This window comes from Agrobacterium sp. (assembly GCF_059499945.1).
In genome coordinates, this window is the sequence record NZ_JCABZP010000011.1 from 1 (window position 1) to 19,438 (window position 19,438).

Genomic DNA, 19,438 nt, shown 5'->3' on the forward strand with positions numbered 1-19,438 from the left:
AAGGGAGCGACTACCGCCGGCGTGCGGCCGGAGCATCTGGTGCTGTCGAAAGAAAGTGGGTTGTGGCAGGGCAAGGTCACGGTTGCCGAACATCTCGGCTCCGATACCTTCCTCCACCTCGACGTCCAAGGCATCGGGCCGATCACCGCCAGAACCGATGGTGAGTTCGAATGCAGACACGGTGATACCGTGTTCATCACGCCCGATGACACCAAAATCCACAGGTTCGATGACAAGGGCATCGCGATATGAGGCCTTAAGTTCAGGCCTCACCGATCCTGACACCGTCTCTGTCAAAGACATGAAGCCGTTCCTGCGGGAAACCGACCCGCAGGGACTTGCCCGGCTGCAACAGCGCCCGATCAGACGAAAACAGCTTGAAGGGCAATCCATGCACGGTCAGGTGCAGGATGATGCCGAGACCCGTCGGCTCGACGAGATCGACGGTCGCCTCGACAGCACCATCCGCAGGCGAGACGGTGACATGTTCCGGCCGGATACCGAGTGTGACCGGCTCACCATCGGCAAGCTTCACGTCGCGGCCGAGTTCGAGGCGTGTGCCATCGCCGAGCACGACGAAACTACCGCCATTTTCCCGCCCGAGCCGTCCTTCCAGAAAATTCATGCCAGGCGAACCGATAAAACCAGCGACGAACAGATTGGCTGGGCGATCGTAGAGATCGAGCGGTGCGCCGATCTGCTGCACATGGCCGGCATTCATCGCGACGATACGGGATGCCAGCGTCATCGCCTCGATCTGGTCATGGGTGACATAAACCGAGGTGGCGCCGAGATCAGCATGCATGCGCTTGATTTCGGCCCGCATCTGCTCGCGAAGCCGTGCATCGAGGTTGGAGAGTGGCTCATCGAACAGAAATGCCTTAGGCTGGCGCACGATGGCCCGGCCCATGGCGACGCGCTGGCGCTGGCCGCCGGAAAGCGCCTTCGGACGGCGTGCCAGATAGGGATCGAGACCGAGTTTCGCCGAAGCACCGGCCACGGCCGCCGCGATTGTTTCCTTGGTGCTGCGGCGCAGGCGCAGGCTGTAGCTCATATTGTCGGCGACGCTCATATGCGGATAAAGCGCATAGGACTGGAACACCATGGCGATATCCCGGTCCTTCGGCTTGCGGTCGTTAACGCGCTCACCGTCGATGGTCAATTCGCCCGCTGAAATCTCCTCCAGACCGGCGATCATTCGCAAAAGTGTCGATTTTCCGCAGCCGGATGGGCCAACGAGGACGATGAATTCGCCGTCCTCGATCTTCAGATCGACCCCGTGCAGGACCGCAAGGTCGCCATAGGTCTTGCCGACATTCTTCAGCTCGATGGAAGCCATGGGATTATCCTTTCACCGCGCCGGCCGTCAGGCCCTGCACGAGATAACGTTGAATGAGCAGGAAGAAGAGACAGGCCGGAATGAGCGCCAGAACACCCGCCGCCATCATCTGCCCGAAATCGACGGAAAATTTTGAAACGAAGGTCAACAGCCCGACCGGGAATGTGGCGCTCTGGTTGCCCGAAATCAGCATCAGCGCAAACAGCAACTCGCTCCACGCGGCGGTGAAGACGAAGCCCAGCGTCGCAGCGATGCCCGGCAATGTCAGCGGCAGGATGATCTGGCGGAATGCCGTGAAACGGCTTGCCCCGTCGATCATCGCCGCCTCTTCCAGATCCTTCGGAATACCGTCGAAGAATGACTGCATTAGGAAAGTGGCAAACGGCACGTTGAAGGCGGTGTAGACGATGACGAGACCCGTCAGGCTGTTGGTGAGGCCGAGCGGCGACAGCATCTTGAAGATCGGCGCGACCAGCATGACCAGCGGAAACATCTGGGTAATCAGCATCAGCGCCACGATCCAGTATTTGCCCTTGAAGCGGAACCGCGACAGCGCATAACCGGACAGTGACGAGAGCACCGTAACGGCAAGTGCCGTGGAGCCGGCAACGATGACGCTGTTCTTAAAAAACGTCGGGAAGGCACTGTTTTCTATGACATAACGGTAGTGATCAAGCGTCGCATGCGACGGCCACATCCGCACGCCCTCGCTATAAAGCAGGTCATTCGGCGTAACCGAGACCTTGAGCAGCCAGAACAGCGGAAACAGCGCGAAGACGATATAGGCAAGGATTGCCAGGCGATGGGCAAGGGTGAGGAATATCCTTGATGTCATCGGTCAGTCCTTCTCGATAAGGCGTTGGCGCAGGAGCACGATGAGCATGGAATAGGCCAGAAGCAGCACCAGAAGCACCAGCGCGATGGCCGAGGCATAACCGAAATCAAGCCGCCGGAAGGCCTGCGTAAAGATGTAACTGGCGACGATCTGGGTGCGGTCTGCCGGTCCGCCATTGGTCATGACGATGATGAGATCGGCGAAATTGGCGATCCAGACGGTGCGCAGCAAAACGGTGATGGCGATAGTGGGTGCGAGAAATGGCAGGGTGATGGAGGTGAAGCGCTGCAACGGGTTTGCCCCGTCGATGGAAGCGGCCTCGTAAAGATCGCGCGGGATCGCCTGAAGTGCGGCAAGCAATGTGATGGCGAAGAAGGGAATGCCCCACCAGACATTGGCGATGATCGGCCCCCACATGGCGAGATGCGGATCGGCGAGAATATTGTTCGGCGCGGAGAGAAGGCCGAGCGAGACCATCCAGTGCGGCAGCGGCCCGATGACGGGATTGAACAGCCATGCCCAGTTGAGACCGGCGAGGAAGGTTGGCACGGCCCATGGCAGAAACACCAGCGCCTGCGCCAGCCCCCTGCCCGCGAACGGCTTGTCCAGCAGCAGCGCCAGGATGAGGCCGAAGAAGAATTGCAGGAAGACGGAAGCACCGGTCCACCAAAGCGTATTTTTCAAGGCCCGGTAAAAGGCAGCATCCTGTGACAGCGCCTCCAAATGTTTCAGGCCGACGAAACCGCCGGAAAAAGGATTGAGCAGTTGCACGTCGCGAAACGCATAGGACAGGCCGAGCACCAGCGGCACCAGCATGACGGCAACGATGAGCACGAGAACCGGCGCACTATAGAGCCAGGGTTCGGCCCAGTCGGCAAACCTTCGCATCGCTGGTTTGCCAGCCGGTTTGCGCGCGGCCACCGGCCCGGCGCCATGGGCATAGGACATTGTATCGCTCCCTGAACGGACGACGGAAAGGACAGGTTTCCAGCCTTTGGCCGGCCGATCCGAAAAATTGCAAGATGAAGGCCTGTCGCACCGAAGGCCCGGCAAACAGCCGCACGGACATCAATTGCCCGCGCGGCCGGCCGTATGGTTTATTTCGAGGCGAGGAACTTCTGCTGCGCCTTGGTCATGTAATCAGCCCATTGCTTGGCGAGGTCTTCCGGCGAGATATCGCCAAGAAGCGCTTCCTGCGATGTCTTGATCACAAGCGAATCCTTGAAGAAGGCGAACTCCTCAAGGTAGGTCGGCATCTTCGTCGGCACGGCGTTCTTGTCCGCCAGCTCGTTGAACCAGCCCTTGAACTGCTCGCTGGCATAGAAGGGGTCCTTCTCCGCCGACTTGTGCACCGGCAGCGCGCCCGTCTTCTTGTTCCACTCGATATTGCCTTCCGGCCCTTCAAGCGTCTCGACCAGTTTCCAGGAAAGGTCCTTGTTGGCGGAGGCAGACATGATCGACCAGCCGGCGAAACCGATGGTCGGGAAGGTCTTGCCATCAGGTCCCTTCGGCATGGTCATGACACCGAAATCTTCCGGCTTCATGCGCTGGGCAATGGCGATAAGGGCGTCCGGATCCTGATCGAGGAAGGCGCAGGTGCCGGAATAAAAGCCCGCGACGATCTCGTTGAAGCCCCAATTGACGCTGTCCTTCGGCGCCAACCCGTTCTTGTAGAGATCGATCACATAGGTCAGGCCCTTCACCCAGCCGGGGCTGTCGAAGGTGGAGGTGCCGTCCTTGGTGAAGAACTCGTTCGATCCCGCCATGGACGCGCCGAACATGACCCAGCCGTTAAGTCCGCCCGGCCCGCCACGCAGGCAATAACCGTATTTACCGGGAAGTGCTGCGACCTTCTTGGAGGCATCGGCGAATTCGTCGAGCGTCTTCGGCGGCTCCTTCACGCCAGCCTGTTCCAGCAGTTTCTTGTTGTAGAACATGGCCCGGAGATAAAAACCGTAGGGAAGCATGTAGGCCGTGTTCTTCACGTCGCGGCCGAGTTCCAGCGTGCGCTCGCTCAGACCCTTGGTGTGTTCCCACTTGGCGAGATAAGGTTCCAGGCTCTCGAGCATGCCGTTATTGGCATAAAGCGAAAGCCAGGTGTCGGGCATTTCCATCACATCAGGCACATCGCCGGCAGAGACCATGGTTGCGAATTTCTGGAAGGCCTCGCTCCAGGGCAGAGAGATGATCTCCACCTTGGTGCCGGGATTGGCAGTTTCGAACTTCGAAACGATGCCCTTCAGCGTTTCCGTCCGTTCGGGACTTGTAATGACCTCGACCAGTTTCAAGGTCGTATCCGCCAGCGCCGTTCCGGTCATCAGGGCGGTGAAGATTGCTGCTGCTACCAGTTTTTTCATGTCGTTCTCCCCTTTTTTGTCGTCAGTTTTAAAACGCGTCAGGCGGCCGTGGCCGCCTTGATCGCGGGTTCGAGATCGTTCCAGAGCGCTTCCGTGCCCTCCAGTCCGACATGCAGGCGCACCGAACGCGCGCTGATGCCGAACGTGTGCGCGGAGTTTGGCTGCGCCTTCTGTTCAAGCACCACTTCACCCGGGACGATCAGGCTTTCATGCCCACCCCAGGAAACACCCAGTTTGAAAAGTTTGAGGCGGTCGGCAAAAGCGCGCACATCCACCCCTTCCTTGAAAATGAAGGAAAACAGGCCAGACGTACCGTTGAGGCCGGGCGGCAGGCGGTTCGCCAATCCCGGATGGCAAACCTTTTCCACCACATCGAGCGCCTGCAGGCGGCTGGCAATATCCAACGCCGATGCCTGATGCGCCCTCATGCGCAGCGGCAGGGTGCGCAAGCCGCGGATCAGCAACCACGCATCGAAGGGCGACATCTTGCCGCCGAGATAGGGATAGGTTTCCGCCCGGATACGGTCGATCATCGCCTTGGAACCGGCAACCACGCCGGAGACCACATCGCTGTGCCCGCCGAGATATTTTGACGCCGAATGCACGACAAGATCGACACCGAGCGAGATCGGCTGCTGGAAGACAGGGCTTGCCCAGGAATTGTCGATGACGGTGACGGCGCCATGGCGCTTGCCAATCGCGGCGAGCGCACCGACATCATGGGCCTCCATCACCCAGCTGGTGGGGCTTTCCATGTAGAACAGCTTCGCGCCCGGCATAGCCTTTTCAACCGCCGCCTCGTCGCGGCCGTCGACATAGACCACCTCGATATTCATGCGCTGCATAAAGGTGCCAAACAGGCGGAACGCATCGGGATAGACATGGCGCACCGCGACGATGCGGTCGCCCGGCGAAACGAAGGAGAGAACGGTGGACGAAATGGCGGACATGCCGCTGGCAAAACCCAGCGCATCTTCTGCGCCCTCCAGCTTTGCCAGCATCTCTTCGAACATCCGCACGGTCGGGTTCAACCCTCGCGTATAGACCGGCCGCACCTTTTCGCCGCGATAGGTGGAAACCATTTCGTCGTAGCTGGAAAAGGTGAAAAGCGAGGTCTGCACAAGTGGCGGCACCACGGCTTCGAAAGCGTGGGCCTCGTCATGGGCGACGATCAGGGAGGCGGGATCGAAGAGATCGTTGCCTTGGTTCATTTCGACATGTCCTTGATATCCTCCTCGACGACAGCGAGGATTTTCAGTGTTTCTTCACGGGCGGTCTCCGCATCGCCGGCGGCGATGGCGTTGAACAGCGTGCGGTGAAAGGGGAAGGAGCGGCTTGCAAAGTCCGGCCGGTCGAAAGGCTTCAGCCAGAAACGTTCGAAACCTTCGCGCATCTGCTCCAGCAGCTGCTTGAACAGCGAATTATGCGTGGCGTCATAGATGGAGAGGTGGAAGGCAAGGTCGGCCTTGCCGGACGTGCCTTCAGCCAGATGCACCCGCTCCATCTCATCGAGCCGCGCTTCCATCGTGACAATATCTTCCGCCGTGCGGCGGCGCGCCGCCGCCATGGACGCTTCCACTTCGATGCCACGCCGCACCTCCAGCGTCATCAAAAGCGCATCGCGCAGGCTTTCGGCATCGATGGAAATCGGCATATGCACGGTGGCAGCGGAAATCGGCTTCAGCAGATAATTGCCGCTGCCCTTGCGGCTGTCGATGACACCCAGCGCCTGAAACTTGCGGATGACTTCACGGATGGTGGATCGGCCCACGCCCAGCGCCGCCATCAGTTCCCGCTCCGCCGGCAGCCGGTCTCCCGCCTTCAGCCCTGCCCGCTCCACATAGTCGGAAAGAGCGGCCTCGACCTGGCGCACGCGGTCGCTCGGCGGAATCGGCTGCATGAGTTCCCGGCTGGATCTGTCCAAGACGCACCCTCTAAATTGGTCTGACATCTTACCATTTCAAAGGGTGGATGGATTGTCAACCGGCAAGGACGGATTCTGGTGGAGCCACTCCTTCACGATGTCCTGTTGTGCCTCCGAAATGGCACAAAATACCTGAAACGATTCAGGTCGCCGTGGGTGATTACGTGGGTTGACGTTGCGGTAAAAAAGTACCGCGCAACCGCCCGATACGGGAAAAGATCGAGACCGAAAGTGACTGGAGTTAAGAGCTTAACGCACCGAATCTCGGCGACTGACGGCCGCCGACTAATTCACCGTAGCGCGGGCTACCCCACGCGCCAATGCATCGGCATACTCATTACCGACAGTGCCGGAATGCCCTTTGCACCATTCCACGACCACATGGGGATGCCGCTCCAGCAGATTGTCGAGCTGCTGCCAGATTTCCCTGTCGGGGATCGGTCTTCGGCGGGTGCGCTGGTTAGGTGTGATCCGCTTCCAGCCATTGGTGCGCCAGATGGCCCTATATCGGCGGCAGCCTTCAATGACATGAACAGCGTCCGTCCAGAGCGTGACTGCCCGCGTTGGCGCCTCGGCGGCGATCCAGGACATTGCGTTCAGGACAGCGAGGACCTCGAACGTATTGTTCGATGCGCCAACCGTCTTGCCCGAGGCGGAATGGACTTGAAGGCCTGCTTCATGAACGACGAACGCCCATCCTCCGGATCGGGAGGCATTATCGAAGGAGCCGTCGGTGAAGATGTGAAGCGCATCAGCCATGAAGATGGTGTGTAGCACCGATATGGAAATCGCTAAAGGAGCAGTTCCAGGGCCATCGCGAAGGGATTGTCGCTCTGATGCTGTCCCGCCTTCTCGCTCCACAGCAGGCCGCATATTTGCGCCAGCAAGTGGGCGTGACAACCGTGCATTCATCTACTATCGAATTCATTCCCAAGGTCAGGAATCGACGGAGATGGAAATGCCTCTCGTGACTATTCAGCGTGTTTTGGAGCCAGCGGAAGAGGATCGAAAGGCCATCCTCGAGCCTCTTCTTGCTTACAATCTCTCAAAAGCGGGAGATGAAAATTACAAGCCGCTGGCGCTCTTGCTCCGCGATAACGAAAATGAAGTTCGCGGCGGCTTGTGGGCGAAGCTCTATTACGACTGGCTTTTCATCGAGCTGCTGTTCGTTCCGGAAGCCATGCGTGGCGAAAATCTGGGGTCGAAGTTACTGCGAGATGCGGAAGACTGGGCAAAAGGTGAGGGTTGCAAAGGGACCTGGCTCGATACCTTCGCATTTCAGGCTCCCGAATTTTACAAGAAGCAAGGCTACGAGGTCTTTGGCACCATTGAGAACTATCCCGGGCCGCACAGCCGGTTTTTCCTGCGCAAGGTTTTCTGATGACGCTGCGAGATCTCGACGGCTTCTGCGCCTGCGGTCGAACTGCATAAATATCTGCAGGGGCAAACCACAAAAAGCAGAGAGGGCGGCGCAGGCCACCCTCCCCAGCTCATAGCGAAACTGCCCGTTTTACTGGCTGAGAACGGCCGCCGTAATCGTCTCGATATTGTGGTTGATCATGTCGATATAGGTGGCAGCCGGGCCGTCGGCGGTCGAAAGCGCGTCGGAATAAAGCGTGCCGCCAACCTTGAGGCCAGTTTCGCTGGCGATCTGGTCTATCAGCCGCTTGTCGGTGATATTTTCGACGAAGATTGCCGAAGCCTTGTCGTGCTTCACCTGATCCACCAGCTTGGCGACATCGGCGGCTGAAGCTTCGGATTCCGTCGATACGCCCTCGGGCGCGAGGAAGTTCAGGCCATAGGCATGCTCAAAATAACCGAAAGCGTCATGCGAGGTGATGATGACACGCTTTTCCGGCGGGATGGCGGCGATCTCGGTCTTCACCTTCTCGTTCAGAGCGGCAAGCTTGGCGATATAGGCATCCGAATTGGCGGTGTAAGTGGCGCAACCGGCCTTGTCGACCTCGCAAAAGGCGCCGGCAATGTTCTTCACGTAGATTTCGGCGTTCTTGATCGACTGCCAGGCATGCGGGTCGAACTCGCCGTGATGGTGGTGTCCCTCATGGCCGTGATCGTGATCATGGGCCTCGGCCGCCTCGTGCTTGTGGCCGGCTTCTTCTGCCTTGTGATCGTGACCTTCCTCTTCTTCCGCTTCCGGATGGGCGTGACCGGCCGGCTCTTCGGAAAGCTTGAGCGGCTCCACACCCTTCGTCAGTTCCACCACCGGCGCCTTTGTGCCGCTTGTGTCGATCAGCCGCTTCAGGAAGCCTTCGAATTCCAGACCATTGACCAGCACCACATCCGCCTTGCTGACGGCGACGGCATCGGCCGGGCGCGGCTCATAGACATGGGCATCGCCATCCGGCCCGACCAGGGTGGTGATTTCGACACGGTCACCGCCAACGTTTTTGGCGAAATCGGCAATGATCGAGAAGCTCGCCACGACCTTGAGTTCGGCGGCGGACGCCTGCGCCATCAGAACCGGGGAGAGGGAAAGAAGGCTGACGCCCGTTGCTAGACGGAGGGTTTTGAACATGAAGGTTCTCCTTTTTTCGAACGCTGTTTTCAGGCCGCTCTGTGACGGCCGGAACCGAGAAGATCGCTGAGCACGCCGCGCGTGCCGACGAGGATGGAGAGCGCATAGATGACGCCCGCGGAAAGGATGATCGCCGGGCCTGATGGCAGCGACGCGTGATAGGACAAAAGCAGGCCCGCAAAGCAGGAAACCATGCCGATGCCGATGGAGATGAAGCACATGGGCGCGACGCGATTGGACCAGAAGCGGCTGGCGGCGGCGGGCAGCATCATCAGGCCGACCGACAGCAGCGTTCCCAGCGCCTGGAAGCCGCCGACCAGATTGAGCACGACGATGGCGAGGAAGAGGAAATGCACCGGGCTGCCCCAGTTGCTGACCGAACGCAGGAACAGGGGATCGAGGCATTCCGCCAGCAGCGCCCGCCAGAAGGTGATCATCACCAGAAGCGTCACGATGCAGATGCCGCCGATCAGGCCGAGCGCCTCATTGTTCAGCGCCAGCACCGTGCCGAACAGCACATGCATGAGATCGACGCTCGAACCGCGCCACGATACAAGCAGCACGCCGAGCGCCAGTGAAATGAGATAGAAGGCGGCAAGCGAGGCGTCTTCCTTCTGGATAGTGAAGCGCGACACAGCACCCGCGCCCAGCGCGACCAGTAGGCCGACGGCCAGCCCGCCGATGGTCATGGGCAGGATTTCCAGCCCGTAGAACAGAAACCCGACCGCCGCCCCCGGCAGGATGGCGTGGGACATGGCGTCGCCTGTCAGGCTCATGCGGCGCAGCATCAGAAACACCCCGACCGGGCCGCAGCTGATGGCAAGGATCAAGGCACCGGCAAGCGCGCGCTGCATGAAGACATACTGGACGAAGGGTTGGATGAAGATATCAGCCATGGGCATTCAAATTCGCGTGTGAGTGGGCATGGGAATGGACGGATGCCGTTTGCGGACTTGCCCCGACTATTTGGGCCGAAGGCTCGTCGGCCGGCTCACACCAGGGTGCATTTTCCTCCCATGCCTCGTGGAAATGCCGCGCCTGCCGGATGTTCTCCGCCTTGAGGACATCAGCTGTCGTGCCCAGACCGACGAGCTTCCGGGCAAGGAACAGGGTCTGAGGAAAGTGCTGCCGCACCAATTGATGGTCATGAAGGACGGCCAGAACCGTGCGCCCCTCCGCCACCCATGATTTGATCAGCACCATAAGGTCGGCAACGGTGCGCTCGTCGACGGCGTTGAAGGGCTCGTCGAGCAGGATCAGCTGCGCATCCTGCAGCATGGCGCGGGCAAACAAAGCGCGCTGCATCTGGCCGCCGGACAACGAGTCGATATTGCGCCTCTCAAAACCGGAAAGCCCGACCGCTTCCATGACGCGGCCCATCGCCGCCCGGTCTGCGGGACGGTGGCGGCCGAGCAGGCCGCGTTTCGGCCAGAGACCAAGCGCAACCAGATCCCGCAACTGCGCCGGAAAGGAGCGGTCGAGTTCCGATTGCTGCGGCAGATAGGCGACGGAAATACCTGAACTCACCCGGCACTCGCCGCCGAGCGGCTTCAGAATGCCGGCAATGCCTTTCATCAGCGTCGATTTTCCAGAACCATTGGCGCCGACCACCGCAGTGAGCGAGCCTTTGGCGATATCGCCATTCAGATGATGCACCGCCGCGCGGCCGGCATATCCAAGTGTCAGGTTTTTGAAGGCAAGGCACGGATCGTTCATCGATCCCTCCGGGGCAGGATGTCATTCGATGGCCCTTGATATGTAATGTTATTACATTCGTCAAACGAATATGTAATGAAATAACATTAACTCTTGGAAAGATGACGTTGCGCTCTGCGCAAGCCACAGACCACCTCGCGTTGCGGGAGGTTTTTTTCTGTCGCCCGTTGACACGCAATCAATATGTAATGTTATTACGTTACAGAATATGGACGGGGCAGCATTGAACCCGTCGTTTCCAGATCGTCCGCGTGTCCGCCGTGAGGTCCACGCGAGCGTTGCTAAAGAACGAGGTCCACATGTCAAAAAAACTTCCCGTCACCGTGCTTTCCGGCTTTCTGGGCGCCGGCAAGACGACGCTTCTCAATCATATTCTCGCCAATCGCGATGGTCTGCGCGTCGCGTTGATCGTCAATGACATGAGCGAGATCAATATCGACGCCGCGCTGGTGCGCGATGGCGGCGCCAATCTCTCCCGTACGGAAGAGCAGTTGGTGGAAATGACCAATGGCTGCATCTGTTGCACGCTGCGCGACGACCTGTTGACCGAGGTGCGGGCGCTGGCCGAACAGGGTCGTTTCGATTACCTGCTGATTGAATCCACCGGCATCGCCGAACCGCTGCCGGTCGCAGCAACCTTCGATTTTCGCGATGAAAACGGCCGCAGCCTTTCCGATGTCGCGCGTCTGGACACCATGGTGACGGTGGTGGATGCCGCCAATCTTCTCAAGGATTACGGCTCGTCCGATTTTCTGGCCGACCGGGGCGAAACGGCGGGCGAAGGTGACAACCGCACGATCGTCGATCTTCTGGTGGAGCAGATCGAATTTGCGGATGTCGTCGTCCTCAACAAGATCGGCACCGCCACGCCGGATGAGAGGGATGCCGCACGCAAGATCATCGTCGGGCTGAACCCGGATGCGAAACTCATCGAGGCCGATTTCGGCAAGGTGGCGCTGAAGGAGGTTTTGGGCACCGGCCGTTTCGATTTCGCCAGGGCCGAAGAACACCCCCTGTGGTTCAAGGAATTGCACGGCTTCAAGGATCACATTCCCGAAACCGAGGAATATGGCATCCGCTCCTTCGTCTATCGCGCCCAAAAGCCGTTTGACCCCGTACTGTTCCAGCGCTTCATCGACCGCGCCTGGCCGGGGGTGGTGCGCGCCAAAGGCTTCTTCTGGCTGGCAACGCGTCCGCGTTATGTCGGCGAGATCAGTCAGGCCGGCGCATTGGTCCGCACCGGCAGGATGGGCCTCTGGTGGTCCGCCGTGCCTAGGGAGCAATGGCCGCGCGAAAAGCAGTTTCTGGATATGATGAAGCCCTATCTCGACCCGGTCTTCGGTGACCGGCGACAGGAAATCGTCTTCATCGGCTCCGATCCGATGAGCGAGGCACGCATCCGCGCGCAGCTCGATGCCTGCCTTATCGATACCGAAGCATTCACGCCGGATGTATGGCGGCACCTGCCGGACCCCTTCGCCAGCTGGGACAGGCAGGCAGCCTGATTGACTCCACCGCCCGCATTTTAGCCGAGCGGATGCGTCTTTCGCCTTCTCCCCGCCGGGGAGAAGGTCGCGGCAGCGGGTTGTGGGGGCAAGCTCTTCGCAAATCTCTGCGCTTGCCCCCTCATCTGACCCTTCAGGCCATCTTCTCCCCGACGGGGAGAAGAAACAAGCACCACCGTTTCGCGAAAATGAGCGTACGAAACACTACAGAAAATTCAGCGTTACCAACGCCAGCACAAGATAGCGCCCGACCTTGGCGATGGTGACCAGCAGCAGGAAGACCGGTAGCCGCTCCTTCATGATGCCGGCGGCAACCGTTAGCGGATCACCGATCAGCGGCGCCCAGCTGAGCAGCAGGGACCATTTGCCATAACGACGATACCAGTTCTGCGCGCGCTCCAGCGTCGCCTCCCCGACCGGAAACCAGCGTTCACGCCGAAAGCGCTCAATGCCGCGGCCGAGCAGCCAGTTGGCAAAGGAGCCTGCAACATTGCCGGCGCTGGCCACGGCGACCAATAGCCAGACAGGCTGGGATTTAAGAAGGATGAGGCCCGCCAGTGCCGCCTCCGACTGCATGGGCAGAATGGTCGCCGCGATAAACGCCGTCAGAAACAAACCCGCATATACTGCCAGATCGGCCATTGCCTGCCCTTCATCATCCGCGAATCTCACGGTCTTTGCCGAAGTGCCGGATGACGCCCCCGGCGTCAAGCGGGCGACGTCTCACACGGCCGGCACATCGGCGGCAATGGCCTGAACCACATCATGGCGGGCTACATCCAGCAGCGCCTTATGAACCGACAATTGCCGGGTCTTGCCGGATGCGGACAGAATGAGGATTACGGTTTCCTTCGGCGGGCAATTCGGCAGCGCGCAGGAAATCTCGTGGACGGAGACGATGTCGTCTTCTGAAAGAAACAGCAGCTCCCGCGTCCAATCCTTCATGATGCGGGCCTGCGAGACGATCGCGGAGCCGCTGCGCGCAAGCGGATTCGTTTTTACCGTCATCGGAATGCCTTCCGCCCCGCCTGCGAGGCCAATGTATCGAACAGATCGCGGATCGGCTGCTGCGGCATATCCATGCCGATCAGGACGATGCGCGTTGCGCGGTTGCCATCCGGCCAGCTTTCCAACCGGGTCAGTGGATAAAGCCGATGCTGCACCGCATGGGCGACAACCGGCCGCTCGGGGTCATCCGTCGCACCGAAAATTCCCTTGAGCCGCAACAGGCCGGAATGCACATTGCTGGTGACGAGTTCAAGAAAAGTGACAATCGCCTGCGGATCCAAAGCGCCGTCAAAGGTGAGATCGAAGGCCTCGACCCCGACACCATGGCGGTTGATATCGTGCTGATGGGCGGAATGAAGGCTCAGCCTGTCGGCCGCCAACCATCCCGGTGCATCCTCCGGCTTGCCGCGCAGCGAATAATCCGATGCCTTAAATAACGACATCAGGTCGAAGCCGGCCGCATTACGGTCATGAAACGACGCCGCAGGATTGAGATCGGCGATGCTTTCGCGGTCAATAGCCGCAGCATCCGCAAGATCGGTTTTCGTCAGGACGACGTGGTCGGCAAAGGCAAGCTGTTTCCAGCCCTCGATAAAACTGTCGAGCATCGCCGGGCCGGCGACAACGTCGAAAGCCGTCACCACGCCTGAAAGATGGAAATGCCGGGCGACAATGTGATCACGCAGGCCAAGCGCCGGCGTGCCGCCGGCGATCAGGCTGTTGATGATCGGTGCGGGATCGGCAAGGCCGGTGGTTTCGATAACGACGCGCGATACACCAGGCACCACCCCTTCCAGAAAGGCCTGATGCAGCTCGTAAAGCGAGGTGCGGATATCGCTGGTGGCGGTACAGCAGATGCAGCCCGTCGTCGTTCTGAAATATCGTTCAGAACCCGTCCGAACCAGACCGTGATCGATGGGCACCGCGCCGAATTCATTGACGATGACAGCGGCATCACCCATGGCCGGCTCAGCCAGAAGCTCGTTCAGCAACGTCGTCTTGCCCGCCCCCAGAAAACCCGTCAGCAGGGTGACCGGCACCGTGCTGACGGATGGCGCGACGGTTGGGTCGTCCCTGCGCTCCACCGCCTTCTTCCGCTTCATTCCGAACACTTCAGCACCTTCGCTATCCATAAAATTCACGGCACCATAATACGTAATGTAATAACATATCAATGACGATTACGGGATTTCCGGCGAGAGCAATTCCCTTATGCCGGATAAGAAAATGTCATGGCCACATGCTCCCAACTCTCGGGCGCATGAAAAAACCACGGAACGAAGGAAATGGAATAATAAATCCGTTTCCTTCACTTTCGTTTTAATCGTTCCACGTTCTCTTGCATTTTCGTTAGAGTTCGCTTTTAATCGGTAGTGCTAATACAGGAAAGATCACCCGCAGCCGGATCGAGGAGGATAGGCTGCAATTAAGGGGCTGTATCTTTTACTGTTTTCATAATGGGAGGAATCACCTTGAAAAAACTCAGCTACCGCCTCGCCGCGGCATCCGCGCTTTCGTTTTTTGTCACATCGAATGCATATGCAGTAACGGAAATCCAGTGGTGGCACGCCATGACCGGCGCCAATAACGAGGTCGTGGATACGCTGGCGAAAGAGTTCAACGAGAGCCAGAAAGATTACAAGATCACGCCCGTCTTCAAGGGCACCTATCCGGAAACCTTGAATGCCGGCATTGCCGCCTTCCGCGCCAAGCAGCCGCCCGCGATCATTCAGGTCTTCGACGCCGGCTCGGGTGTGATGATGGGTGCCGCCGGCGCCATCAAGCCGGTGGCGGATGTTCTGAAGGAAGGCGGTTATACCTTCAACAAGGACGAATATCTGGCCGGCATCGTCGCCTATTATTCCAAGCCTGACGGCACCATGCTGTCCTTCCCCTATAATTCGTCCTCGCCGATCCTCTATTACAACAAGGATGTCTTCCAGAAAGCCGGCCTCGATGCCGCCAACCCGCCGAAGACATGGCCGGAAGTTTTCGAAGCCGCCAAGAAGATCAAGACCAGCGGTGCCGCCCAATGCGGTTTCACCTCCACATGGCTCACCTGGATTCAGACTGAAAACTTCGCCGCGTGGAACAACGTTTCCTATGGCAGTAATGAAAACGGGCTTGGCAGCACCGATGTGAAGCTTGCCGTCAACGCGCCGCTCTTCGTTGAACACTTCCAGGCGATTGCCGATCTGGCGAAAGACGGTGTCTTCCGTTATGGCGGCCGCACTTCGGAAGCCAAGCAGCTGTTCATGTCCGGAGAATGCGGCATCCTGACCGAATCCTCCGGCGGCCTTGGCGATATCGTCAAGACCGGCATGAATTACGGCATCGGCCAGCTTCCCTATTATGAGGGCCATGGTCCGCAGAACACCATTCCGGGCGGCGCGAGCCTCTGGGTCTTCGGTGGCAAGAGCGATGCCGAATATAAGGGTGTGGCCGAATTCTTCCATTTCCTCTCCCAGACCAAGATCCAGGCGCGCCTGCATCAGGTCTCGGGCTACATGCCGGTGACGATCGCGGCCTATGAGGAAACCAAGAAATCCGGCTTCTACGACAAGAACCCTGCCCGCGAAACGCCGCTTCTGCAGATGATGGGCAAGCCGCCGACGGAAAATTCCAAGGGCGTGCGCCTCGTGAACCTGCCGCAGGTGCGCGACATCATGAACGAGGAGTATGAGGCGATGCTGGCCGGCAAGCAGGACGCAAAGACGGCGCTCGACAAGATTGTCACGCGCGGTGATGCGGCCATCAAGCAGGCCATCGGCAACTAAACGATCCCTGCCCCCGCCCGCATCCTTATCCGGTGCGGGCGGCACTCCCATCTCATCAGGAGATCGCCGTGCAAAGCGTCGTATTCCCCAACAAGATCCTGCCCTATCTGCTGGTCGCACCGCAGATCATCCTCACGGTGATCTTTTTCTTCTGGCCTGCAAGCCAGGCGCTCTACCAGTCGACCATGCGCGAGGACGCCTTCGGGCTGAGCAGCAATTTCGTCGGGCTGGCCAATTTTTCCGCCGTACTTTCAGACGAGAGCTATCTGAACTCGCTGCAGGTCACGGTCATCTTCAGCATCCTGACCGCACTCGTCTCCATGGGGCTGGCGCTGCTTCTGGCGACAGCGGCGGACCGCGTGGTGCGCGGCAAGGGCTTTTACCGCACCATGATGATCATGCCTTACGCAGTGGCTCCCGCCGTGGCCGGCATGTTGTGGCTCTTCATGTTCAACCCGGCCATGGGAACCTTCTCCTATATCCTGCGCCGTAACGGCATCATGTGGGATCCGCTGCTCAACGGCAACCAGGCCATGCTGCTCGTCGTCGCCGCCGCGGCATGGAAGCAGATCAGTTACAATTTCCTGTTTTTTGTCGCAGGCTTACAGGCAATTCCTAAATCATTGCTGGAAGCGGCCTCCATTGACGGCGCGCGTGGTGCGCGGCGCTTCTGGACCATCGTTTTCCCGCTGCTTGCGCCGACAACCTTCTTCCTGCTGGTCGTCAACACTGTCTACGCCTTCTTCGATACGTTCGGCATCATCCACGCAGTTACCGGCGGCGGCCCTGCAAAGGCCACGGAAACGCTGGTCTACAAGGTCTATAATGATGGCTTCGTTAACCTGAACCTCGGCTCTTCCGCCGCGCAATCCGTCATCCTGATGGTGATCGTCATTGCGTTGACCGCCTTCCAGTTCCGCTTCGTCGAGAAGCGCGTGCACTACGGCTGAGGATTTCCTGATGATTGAAAATCGCCCGGTCGCCCGCGTGATCGCCCATCTGATGCTGGTTCTCGGCATCATCATCGTGGCCTTCCCGATCTACTACACCTTCATCGCGTCATCCATGACGTCGAATGACATCATTCGCCCACCGATGTCGCTGCTGCCCGGCGACCATCTTGGTGAAAACTATACAGACGCCATGGTCGGCGGCGTCGAAAGAGTGGTCGGCGTCAGCCTTGAACGGCTGCTGTTCAACAGCTTCGTCGTGGCGCTCGCCATTGCCATCGGCAAGATCGTCATTTCTTTCCTGTCGGCTTTCGCAATCGTGTTTTTCCGTTTTCCCTTCCGCATGGGCTTCTTCTGGATGATCTTCATCACGCTCATGCTGCCGGTCGAGGTGCGCATCCTGCCCACCTACAAGGTCATCGTCGACCTCGGGCTTATCGATACCTATGCGGGACTGACGCTTCCGCTGATGGCGTCCGCGACGGCGACGTTCCTGTTCCGGCAGTTTTTCCTGACCATTCCCGGCGAAATGGTCGAGGCGGCTCGTATCGACAATGCAGGGCCGTTCCGCTTCATGCGCGATATTCTGCTGCCACTGTCGAAAACCAATATCGCCGCTCTCTTCGTGATCCTGTTCATCTATGGCTGGACCCAGTATCTCTGGCCGCTGCTCGTGACCAACGACGCCAAGATGAACACGATCATCATCGGCCTCAAGCGCATGGTGGATTTCACCGATGCCTCGACGCCCTGGAATTATGTGATGGTGACGGCGATCCTCGCCATCATCCCCCCTGTTATCGTTGTGGTGCTGATGCAGCGCTGGTTCGTCAAAGGTTTGGTGGAGACCGAGAAGTAATGGCAAAAATTGCGCTGAAAGACGTCCGCAAGGTTTATGGCGGCAATGTCGAGGCCATCAAGGGCGTATCGATGGACATCGCCGACGGCGAGATGATCGTGCTCGTCGGCCCCTCCGGCTGCGGAAAATCCACCCTGTTGCGCATGATTGCCGGACTGGAGGGCATTTCGGGCGGCCAGATCATAATCGGTGATCGCGTCGTCAACGATCTCGAACCGTCGGACCGAGACATCGCCATGGTGTTCCAGAATTATGCGCTTTATCCGCATATGACGGTGCGGCAGAACCTTGCCTACGGCCTGAAGAACCGCAACACGCCGAAGGACGAGATCGATCGGCGTATCACCGAGGCGGCCAGGGCGCTCGAAATCGAACAGTTCCTGGAGCGCAGGCCGCGCCAGCTTTCCGGCGGCCAGCGCCAGCGCGTCGCCATGGGCCGCGCCATCGTGCGCAAGCCGGCAGCCTTCCTGTTCGACGAGCCGCTCTCCAACCTCGACGCCAAGCTGCGCGTGCAGATGCGCGTCGAAATCCGCCGCCTGCAACGCTCGCTCGCCACCACCAGCGTCTACGTGACCCATGACCAGATGGAGGCCATGACGCTGGCAGACCGGCTGGTGGTGCTGAATGCCGGCCGCATCGAGCAGATGGGCACGCCGATCGAGCTTTACGAAAAACCGGCCACCACCTTCGTCGCCACCTTCATCGGCTCCCCCTCCATGAACCTGCTCAACCACGGCACGGCGACGGCCAACGGCTCTTCCGGCTGGTCGGTGCAGGGAACCACTGCACTGCCACAGGGCGTCGCCACGCTCGGCATTCGCCCCGAAGACATCACCCTTGCCGATGAAGCCCCCGCGGATGCCGCCTTCACCGGCACCGTGCAAGTGGATGCCGTGGAACTGGTGGGGGCGGAAAGCTATGTGCATGGTTCCTTCGCCGATGGCACCGCGATCGTTTTCCGCGTCCACGGCCGTTCGCAGCTGCGCATCGGCGAGACGCTACGGATCGCCGCACAGGCAAAGGATTTCCATCTGTTCGATGCATCGGGCAAGCGGATTTAGGCTTGGTCACAGAAACGGGACACCCGCCACTCGGCGGGTGCTTGCGCCATCGCTAGAACCTTCAGCGCCTCCTTACCAGACAAGTTCCACCTGCGGCCGACCGTTGGAGGTTTTCTCCACCGTCCGGCCGGATGTATCGACGTTGCAGTGAACCCGCTGCCGGAAGGCGGAAAAGCTTTCGAAGGTGACGACATCCACCGGGTCGTCAAGATGCAGGGTCAGCCGGTAGCGTTCGGGATCGCCGCCGAGCGCCTGCACGCCCAGAACGGAGGCCACGAAGGGCTGGCCTAGATAAAAGCCTTCCACCCTTGAGCCCAGAAGGTAGGGGTTGAAGGCGGGGCGGTTGCCGGCTGATGCGTGGAGGGTATTCCAGTCGCGGAAGCCATATTGCGCGGCGATGAGTTCCAGCGCTTTCGAATGGGTGATTGCCTGTCCCTCGCCTTCGAGAGCGGCGCGCAGGCGTTTCGCCTGTTCCTTCAGCCCCTCAAGCGCGGGAAGCGGTTTGGACACGTACATAACGGTTCTCCAACATGAGCATGCCGAATGTTCCGAAGGGGGTCCGCGTTGCCAT

The 19,438-nt window shown here is 59.4% G+C and carries 21 protein-coding genes; 7 read left to right on the forward strand and 14 right to left on the reverse strand.

Features of this window, described 5'->3' with window-relative positions; genetic code table 11:
- On the forward strand, positions 1-252 hold a 252-nt coding region (locus AC5I5B_RS09055; protein WP_495752615.1), incomplete at its 5' end, for a TOBE domain-containing protein.
- A 10-nt stretch (positions 253-262) separates the two neighbouring features.
- Here AC5I5B_RS09055 and AC5I5B_RS09060 read toward each other — a convergent pair.
- The 7 genes from AC5I5B_RS09060 to AC5I5B_RS09090 all read right to left on the reverse strand — a co-directional run bounded on the left by AC5I5B_RS09060 (position 263) and on the right by AC5I5B_RS09090 (position 7,214).
- Entirely contained in the window at positions 263-1,339 is a 1,077-nt protein-coding gene (locus AC5I5B_RS09060; RefSeq protein WP_112958646.1) for a sn-glycerol-3-phosphate ABC transporter ATP-binding protein UgpC, read from the reverse strand.
- Between the two features lie 4 nt (positions 1,340-1,343).
- Entirely contained in the window at positions 1,344-2,174 is an 831-nt protein-coding gene (locus tag AC5I5B_RS09065; protein WP_003510396.1) for a carbohydrate ABC transporter permease, read from the reverse strand.
- Positions 2,175-2,177: 3 nt separating this feature from the next.
- Entirely contained in the window at positions 2,178-3,122 is a 945-nt protein-coding gene (locus AC5I5B_RS09070) for a carbohydrate ABC transporter permease (RefSeq protein WP_003510397.1), read from the reverse strand.
- A 149-nt stretch (positions 3,123-3,271) separates the two neighbouring features.
- Complete coding sequence (locus tag AC5I5B_RS09075; protein ID WP_099087117.1) at positions 3,272-4,531, reverse strand: ABC transporter substrate-binding protein; 1,260 nt, start codon at positions 4,529-4,531, stop codon at positions 3,272-3,274.
- Positions 4,532-4,569: 38 nt separating this feature from the next.
- Positions 4,570-5,742 carry a PLP-dependent transferase gene (locus tag AC5I5B_RS09080; RefSeq protein WP_020813353.1) on the reverse strand — a complete coding sequence of 391 codons (1,173 nt, stop codon included), beginning with the start codon at positions 5,740-5,742 and terminating at the stop codon, positions 4,570-4,572.
- Positions 5,739-6,431 (reverse strand): FadR/GntR family transcriptional regulator, encoded by a 693-nt coding sequence (locus tag AC5I5B_RS09085; RefSeq protein WP_003510400.1) that lies wholly within the window; start codon positions 6,429-6,431, stop codon positions 5,739-5,741. Before AC5I5B_RS09085 ends, AC5I5B_RS09080 begins: the two co-directional genes overlap by 4 nt.
- 309 nt (positions 6,432-6,740) lie before the next feature.
- Complete coding sequence (locus AC5I5B_RS09090; RefSeq protein ID WP_080867430.1) at positions 6,741-7,214, reverse strand: ribonuclease H family protein; 474 nt, start codon at positions 7,212-7,214, stop codon at positions 6,741-6,743.
- A gap of 193 nt (positions 7,215-7,407) precedes the next feature.
- Here AC5I5B_RS09090 and AC5I5B_RS09095 point away from each other — a divergent pair, with 193 nt between their 5' ends.
- The gene (locus AC5I5B_RS09095; RefSeq protein WP_223564883.1) at positions 7,408-7,836 is read left to right on the forward strand and encodes a GNAT family N-acetyltransferase; all 429 of its coding nucleotides are present in this window, start codon (positions 7,408-7,410) and stop codon (positions 7,834-7,836) included.
- A gap of 129 nt (positions 7,837-7,965) precedes the next feature.
- Here AC5I5B_RS09095 and aztC read toward each other — a convergent pair whose 3' ends face one another.
- The 3 genes from aztC to aztA are packed head-to-tail and all read right to left on the reverse strand — an operon-like array spanning position 7,966 to position 10,707.
- Positions 7,966-8,991, reverse strand: coding sequence for a zinc ABC transporter substrate-binding protein AztC (aztC, locus tag AC5I5B_RS09100; RefSeq protein ID WP_003510406.1), 1,026 nt, complete (start codon positions 8,989-8,991; stop codon positions 7,966-7,968).
- A gap of 29 nt (positions 8,992-9,020) precedes the next feature.
- Positions 9,021-9,887, reverse strand: a complete 867-nt coding sequence (gene aztB / locus AC5I5B_RS09105; protein WP_077998654.1) for a zinc ABC transporter permease AztB — start codon at positions 9,885-9,887, stop codon at positions 9,021-9,023.
- The gene (gene aztA, locus AC5I5B_RS09110; RefSeq protein WP_112958645.1) at positions 9,880-10,707 is read right to left on the reverse strand and encodes a zinc ABC transporter ATP-binding protein AztA; all 828 of its coding nucleotides are present in this window, start codon (positions 10,705-10,707) and stop codon (positions 9,880-9,882) included. Before aztA ends, aztB begins: the two co-directional genes overlap by 8 nt.
- Positions 10,708-11,006: 299 nt before the next feature.
- Between aztA and zigA the strand changes: the two genes are divergently transcribed.
- Complete coding sequence (gene zigA / locus AC5I5B_RS09115) at positions 11,007-12,212, forward strand: zinc metallochaperone GTPase ZigA (RefSeq protein WP_065695022.1); 1,206 nt, start codon at positions 11,007-11,009, stop codon at positions 12,210-12,212.
- A gap of 204 nt (positions 12,213-12,416) precedes the next feature.
- Here zigA and AC5I5B_RS09120 read toward each other — a convergent pair whose 3' ends face one another.
- The 3 genes from AC5I5B_RS09120 to AC5I5B_RS09130 all read right to left on the reverse strand — a co-directional run bounded on the left by AC5I5B_RS09120 (position 12,417) and on the right by AC5I5B_RS09130 (position 14,323).
- Positions 12,417-12,854 (reverse strand): YqaA family protein, encoded by a 438-nt coding sequence (locus AC5I5B_RS09120; protein ID WP_060724971.1) that lies wholly within the window; start codon positions 12,852-12,854, stop codon positions 12,417-12,419.
- Positions 12,855-12,935: 81 nt separating this feature from the next.
- Positions 12,936-13,220 (reverse strand): hypothetical protein, encoded by a 285-nt coding sequence (locus AC5I5B_RS09125; protein WP_003506739.1) that lies wholly within the window; start codon positions 13,218-13,220, stop codon positions 12,936-12,938.
- Positions 13,217-14,323: a CobW family GTP-binding protein gene (locus AC5I5B_RS09130; RefSeq protein ID WP_031234541.1), complete on the reverse strand. Its 1,107-nt coding sequence runs from the start codon at positions 14,321-14,323 to the stop codon at positions 13,217-13,219. The genes AC5I5B_RS09125 and AC5I5B_RS09130 overlap by 4 nt, the downstream gene beginning before the upstream one ends.
- 363 nt (positions 14,324-14,686) lie before the next feature.
- Here AC5I5B_RS09130 and ugpB point away from each other — a divergent pair, with 363 nt between their 5' ends.
- The 4 genes from ugpB (at position 14,687) to AC5I5B_RS09150 (ending at position 18,867) form a co-directional block, all read left to right on the forward strand.
- On the forward strand, positions 14,687-15,997 hold the full coding sequence (gene ugpB / locus AC5I5B_RS09135) for a sn-glycerol-3-phosphate ABC transporter substrate-binding protein UgpB (RefSeq protein ID WP_174014776.1): 1,311 nt from the start codon (positions 14,687-14,689) through the stop codon (positions 15,995-15,997).
- Positions 15,998-16,065: 68 nt separating this feature from the next.
- Positions 16,066-16,947 (forward strand): sn-glycerol-3-phosphate ABC transporter permease UgpA, encoded by an 882-nt coding sequence (gene ugpA, locus AC5I5B_RS09140; protein WP_003506735.1) that lies wholly within the window; start codon positions 16,066-16,068, stop codon positions 16,945-16,947.
- A 10-nt stretch (positions 16,948-16,957) separates the two neighbouring features.
- Positions 16,958-17,806, forward strand: a complete 849-nt coding sequence (ugpE, locus tag AC5I5B_RS09145; protein WP_080864950.1) for a sn-glycerol-3-phosphate ABC transporter permease UgpE — start codon at positions 16,958-16,960, stop codon at positions 17,804-17,806.
- Positions 17,806-18,867 (forward strand): sn-glycerol-3-phosphate import ATP-binding protein UgpC, encoded by a 1,062-nt coding sequence (locus tag AC5I5B_RS09150; protein WP_080864949.1) that lies wholly within the window; start codon positions 17,806-17,808, stop codon positions 18,865-18,867. The genes ugpE and AC5I5B_RS09150 overlap by 1 nt, the downstream gene beginning before the upstream one ends.
- 72 nt (positions 18,868-18,939) lie before the next feature.
- Here AC5I5B_RS09150 and AC5I5B_RS09155 read toward each other — a convergent pair whose 3' ends face one another.
- A complete protein-coding gene (locus AC5I5B_RS09155) occupies positions 18,940-19,383 on the reverse strand; it encodes a glyoxalase superfamily protein (protein ID WP_020813365.1) in 444 nt (147 codons plus the stop codon).
- Positions 19,384-19,438 lie beyond the last annotated feature (55 nt).

Bases quoted from the DNA above. Each gene is read 5' to 3' on its own strand.
- ugpE (WP_080864950.1), top strand. From the start codon at position 16,958: ATGATTGAAAATCGCCCGGTCGCCCGCGTGATCGCCCATCTGATGCTG.
- aztC (WP_003510406.1), bottom strand. From the start codon at position 8,991: ATGTTCAAAACCCTCCGTCTAGCAACGGGCGTCAGCCTTCTTTCCCTC.
- AC5I5B_RS09085 (WP_003510400.1), bottom strand. From the start codon at position 6,431: ATGCAGCCGATTCCGCCGAGCGACCGCGTGCGCCAGGTCGAGGCCGCT.
- AC5I5B_RS09130 (WP_031234541.1), bottom strand. From the start codon at position 14,323: ATGAAGCGGAAGAAGGCGGTGGAGCGCAGGGACGACCCAACCGTCGCG.
- AC5I5B_RS09150 (WP_080864949.1), top strand. From the start codon at position 17,806: ATGGCAAAAATTGCGCTGAAAGACGTCCGCAAGGTTTATGGCGGCAAT.
- AC5I5B_RS09120 (WP_060724971.1), bottom strand. From the start codon at position 12,854: ATGGCCGATCTGGCAGTATATGCGGGTTTGTTTCTGACGGCGTTTATC.
- AC5I5B_RS09155 (WP_020813365.1), bottom strand. From the start codon at position 19,383: ATGTACGTGTCCAAACCGCTTCCCGCGCTTGAGGGGCTGAAGGAACAG.
- AC5I5B_RS09065 (WP_003510396.1), bottom strand. From the start codon at position 2,174: ATGACATCAAGGATATTCCTCACCCTTGCCCATCGCCTGGCAATCCTT.
- AC5I5B_RS09080 (WP_020813353.1), bottom strand. From the start codon at position 5,742: ATGAACCAAGGCAACGATCTCTTCGATCCCGCCTCCCTGATCGTCGCC.
- AC5I5B_RS09090 (WP_080867430.1), bottom strand. From the start codon at position 7,214: ATGGCTGATGCGCTTCACATCTTCACCGACGGCTCCTTCGATAATGCC.
- AC5I5B_RS09125 (WP_003506739.1), bottom strand. From the start codon at position 13,220: ATGACGGTAAAAACGAATCCGCTTGCGCGCAGCGGCTCCGCGATCGTC.
- AC5I5B_RS09095 (WP_223564883.1), top strand. From the start codon at position 7,408: ATGGAAATGCCTCTCGTGACTATTCAGCGTGTTTTGGAGCCAGCGGAA.
- AC5I5B_RS09075 (WP_099087117.1), bottom strand. From the start codon at position 4,531: ATGAAAAAACTGGTAGCAGCAGCAATCTTCACCGCCCTGATGACCGGA.
- aztA (WP_112958645.1), bottom strand. From the start codon at position 10,707: ATGAACGATCCGTGCCTTGCCTTCAAAAACCTGACACTTGGATATGCC.
- AC5I5B_RS09060 (WP_112958646.1), bottom strand. From the start codon at position 1,339: ATGGCTTCCATCGAGCTGAAGAATGTCGGCAAGACCTATGGCGACCTT.
- aztB (WP_077998654.1), bottom strand. From the start codon at position 9,887: ATGGCTGATATCTTCATCCAACCCTTCGTCCAGTATGTCTTCATGCAG.
- AC5I5B_RS09070 (WP_003510397.1), bottom strand. From the start codon at position 3,122: ATGTCCTATGCCCATGGCGCCGGGCCGGTGGCCGCGCGCAAACCGGCT.
- zigA (WP_065695022.1), top strand. From the start codon at position 11,007: ATGTCAAAAAAACTTCCCGTCACCGTGCTTTCCGGCTTTCTGGGCGCC.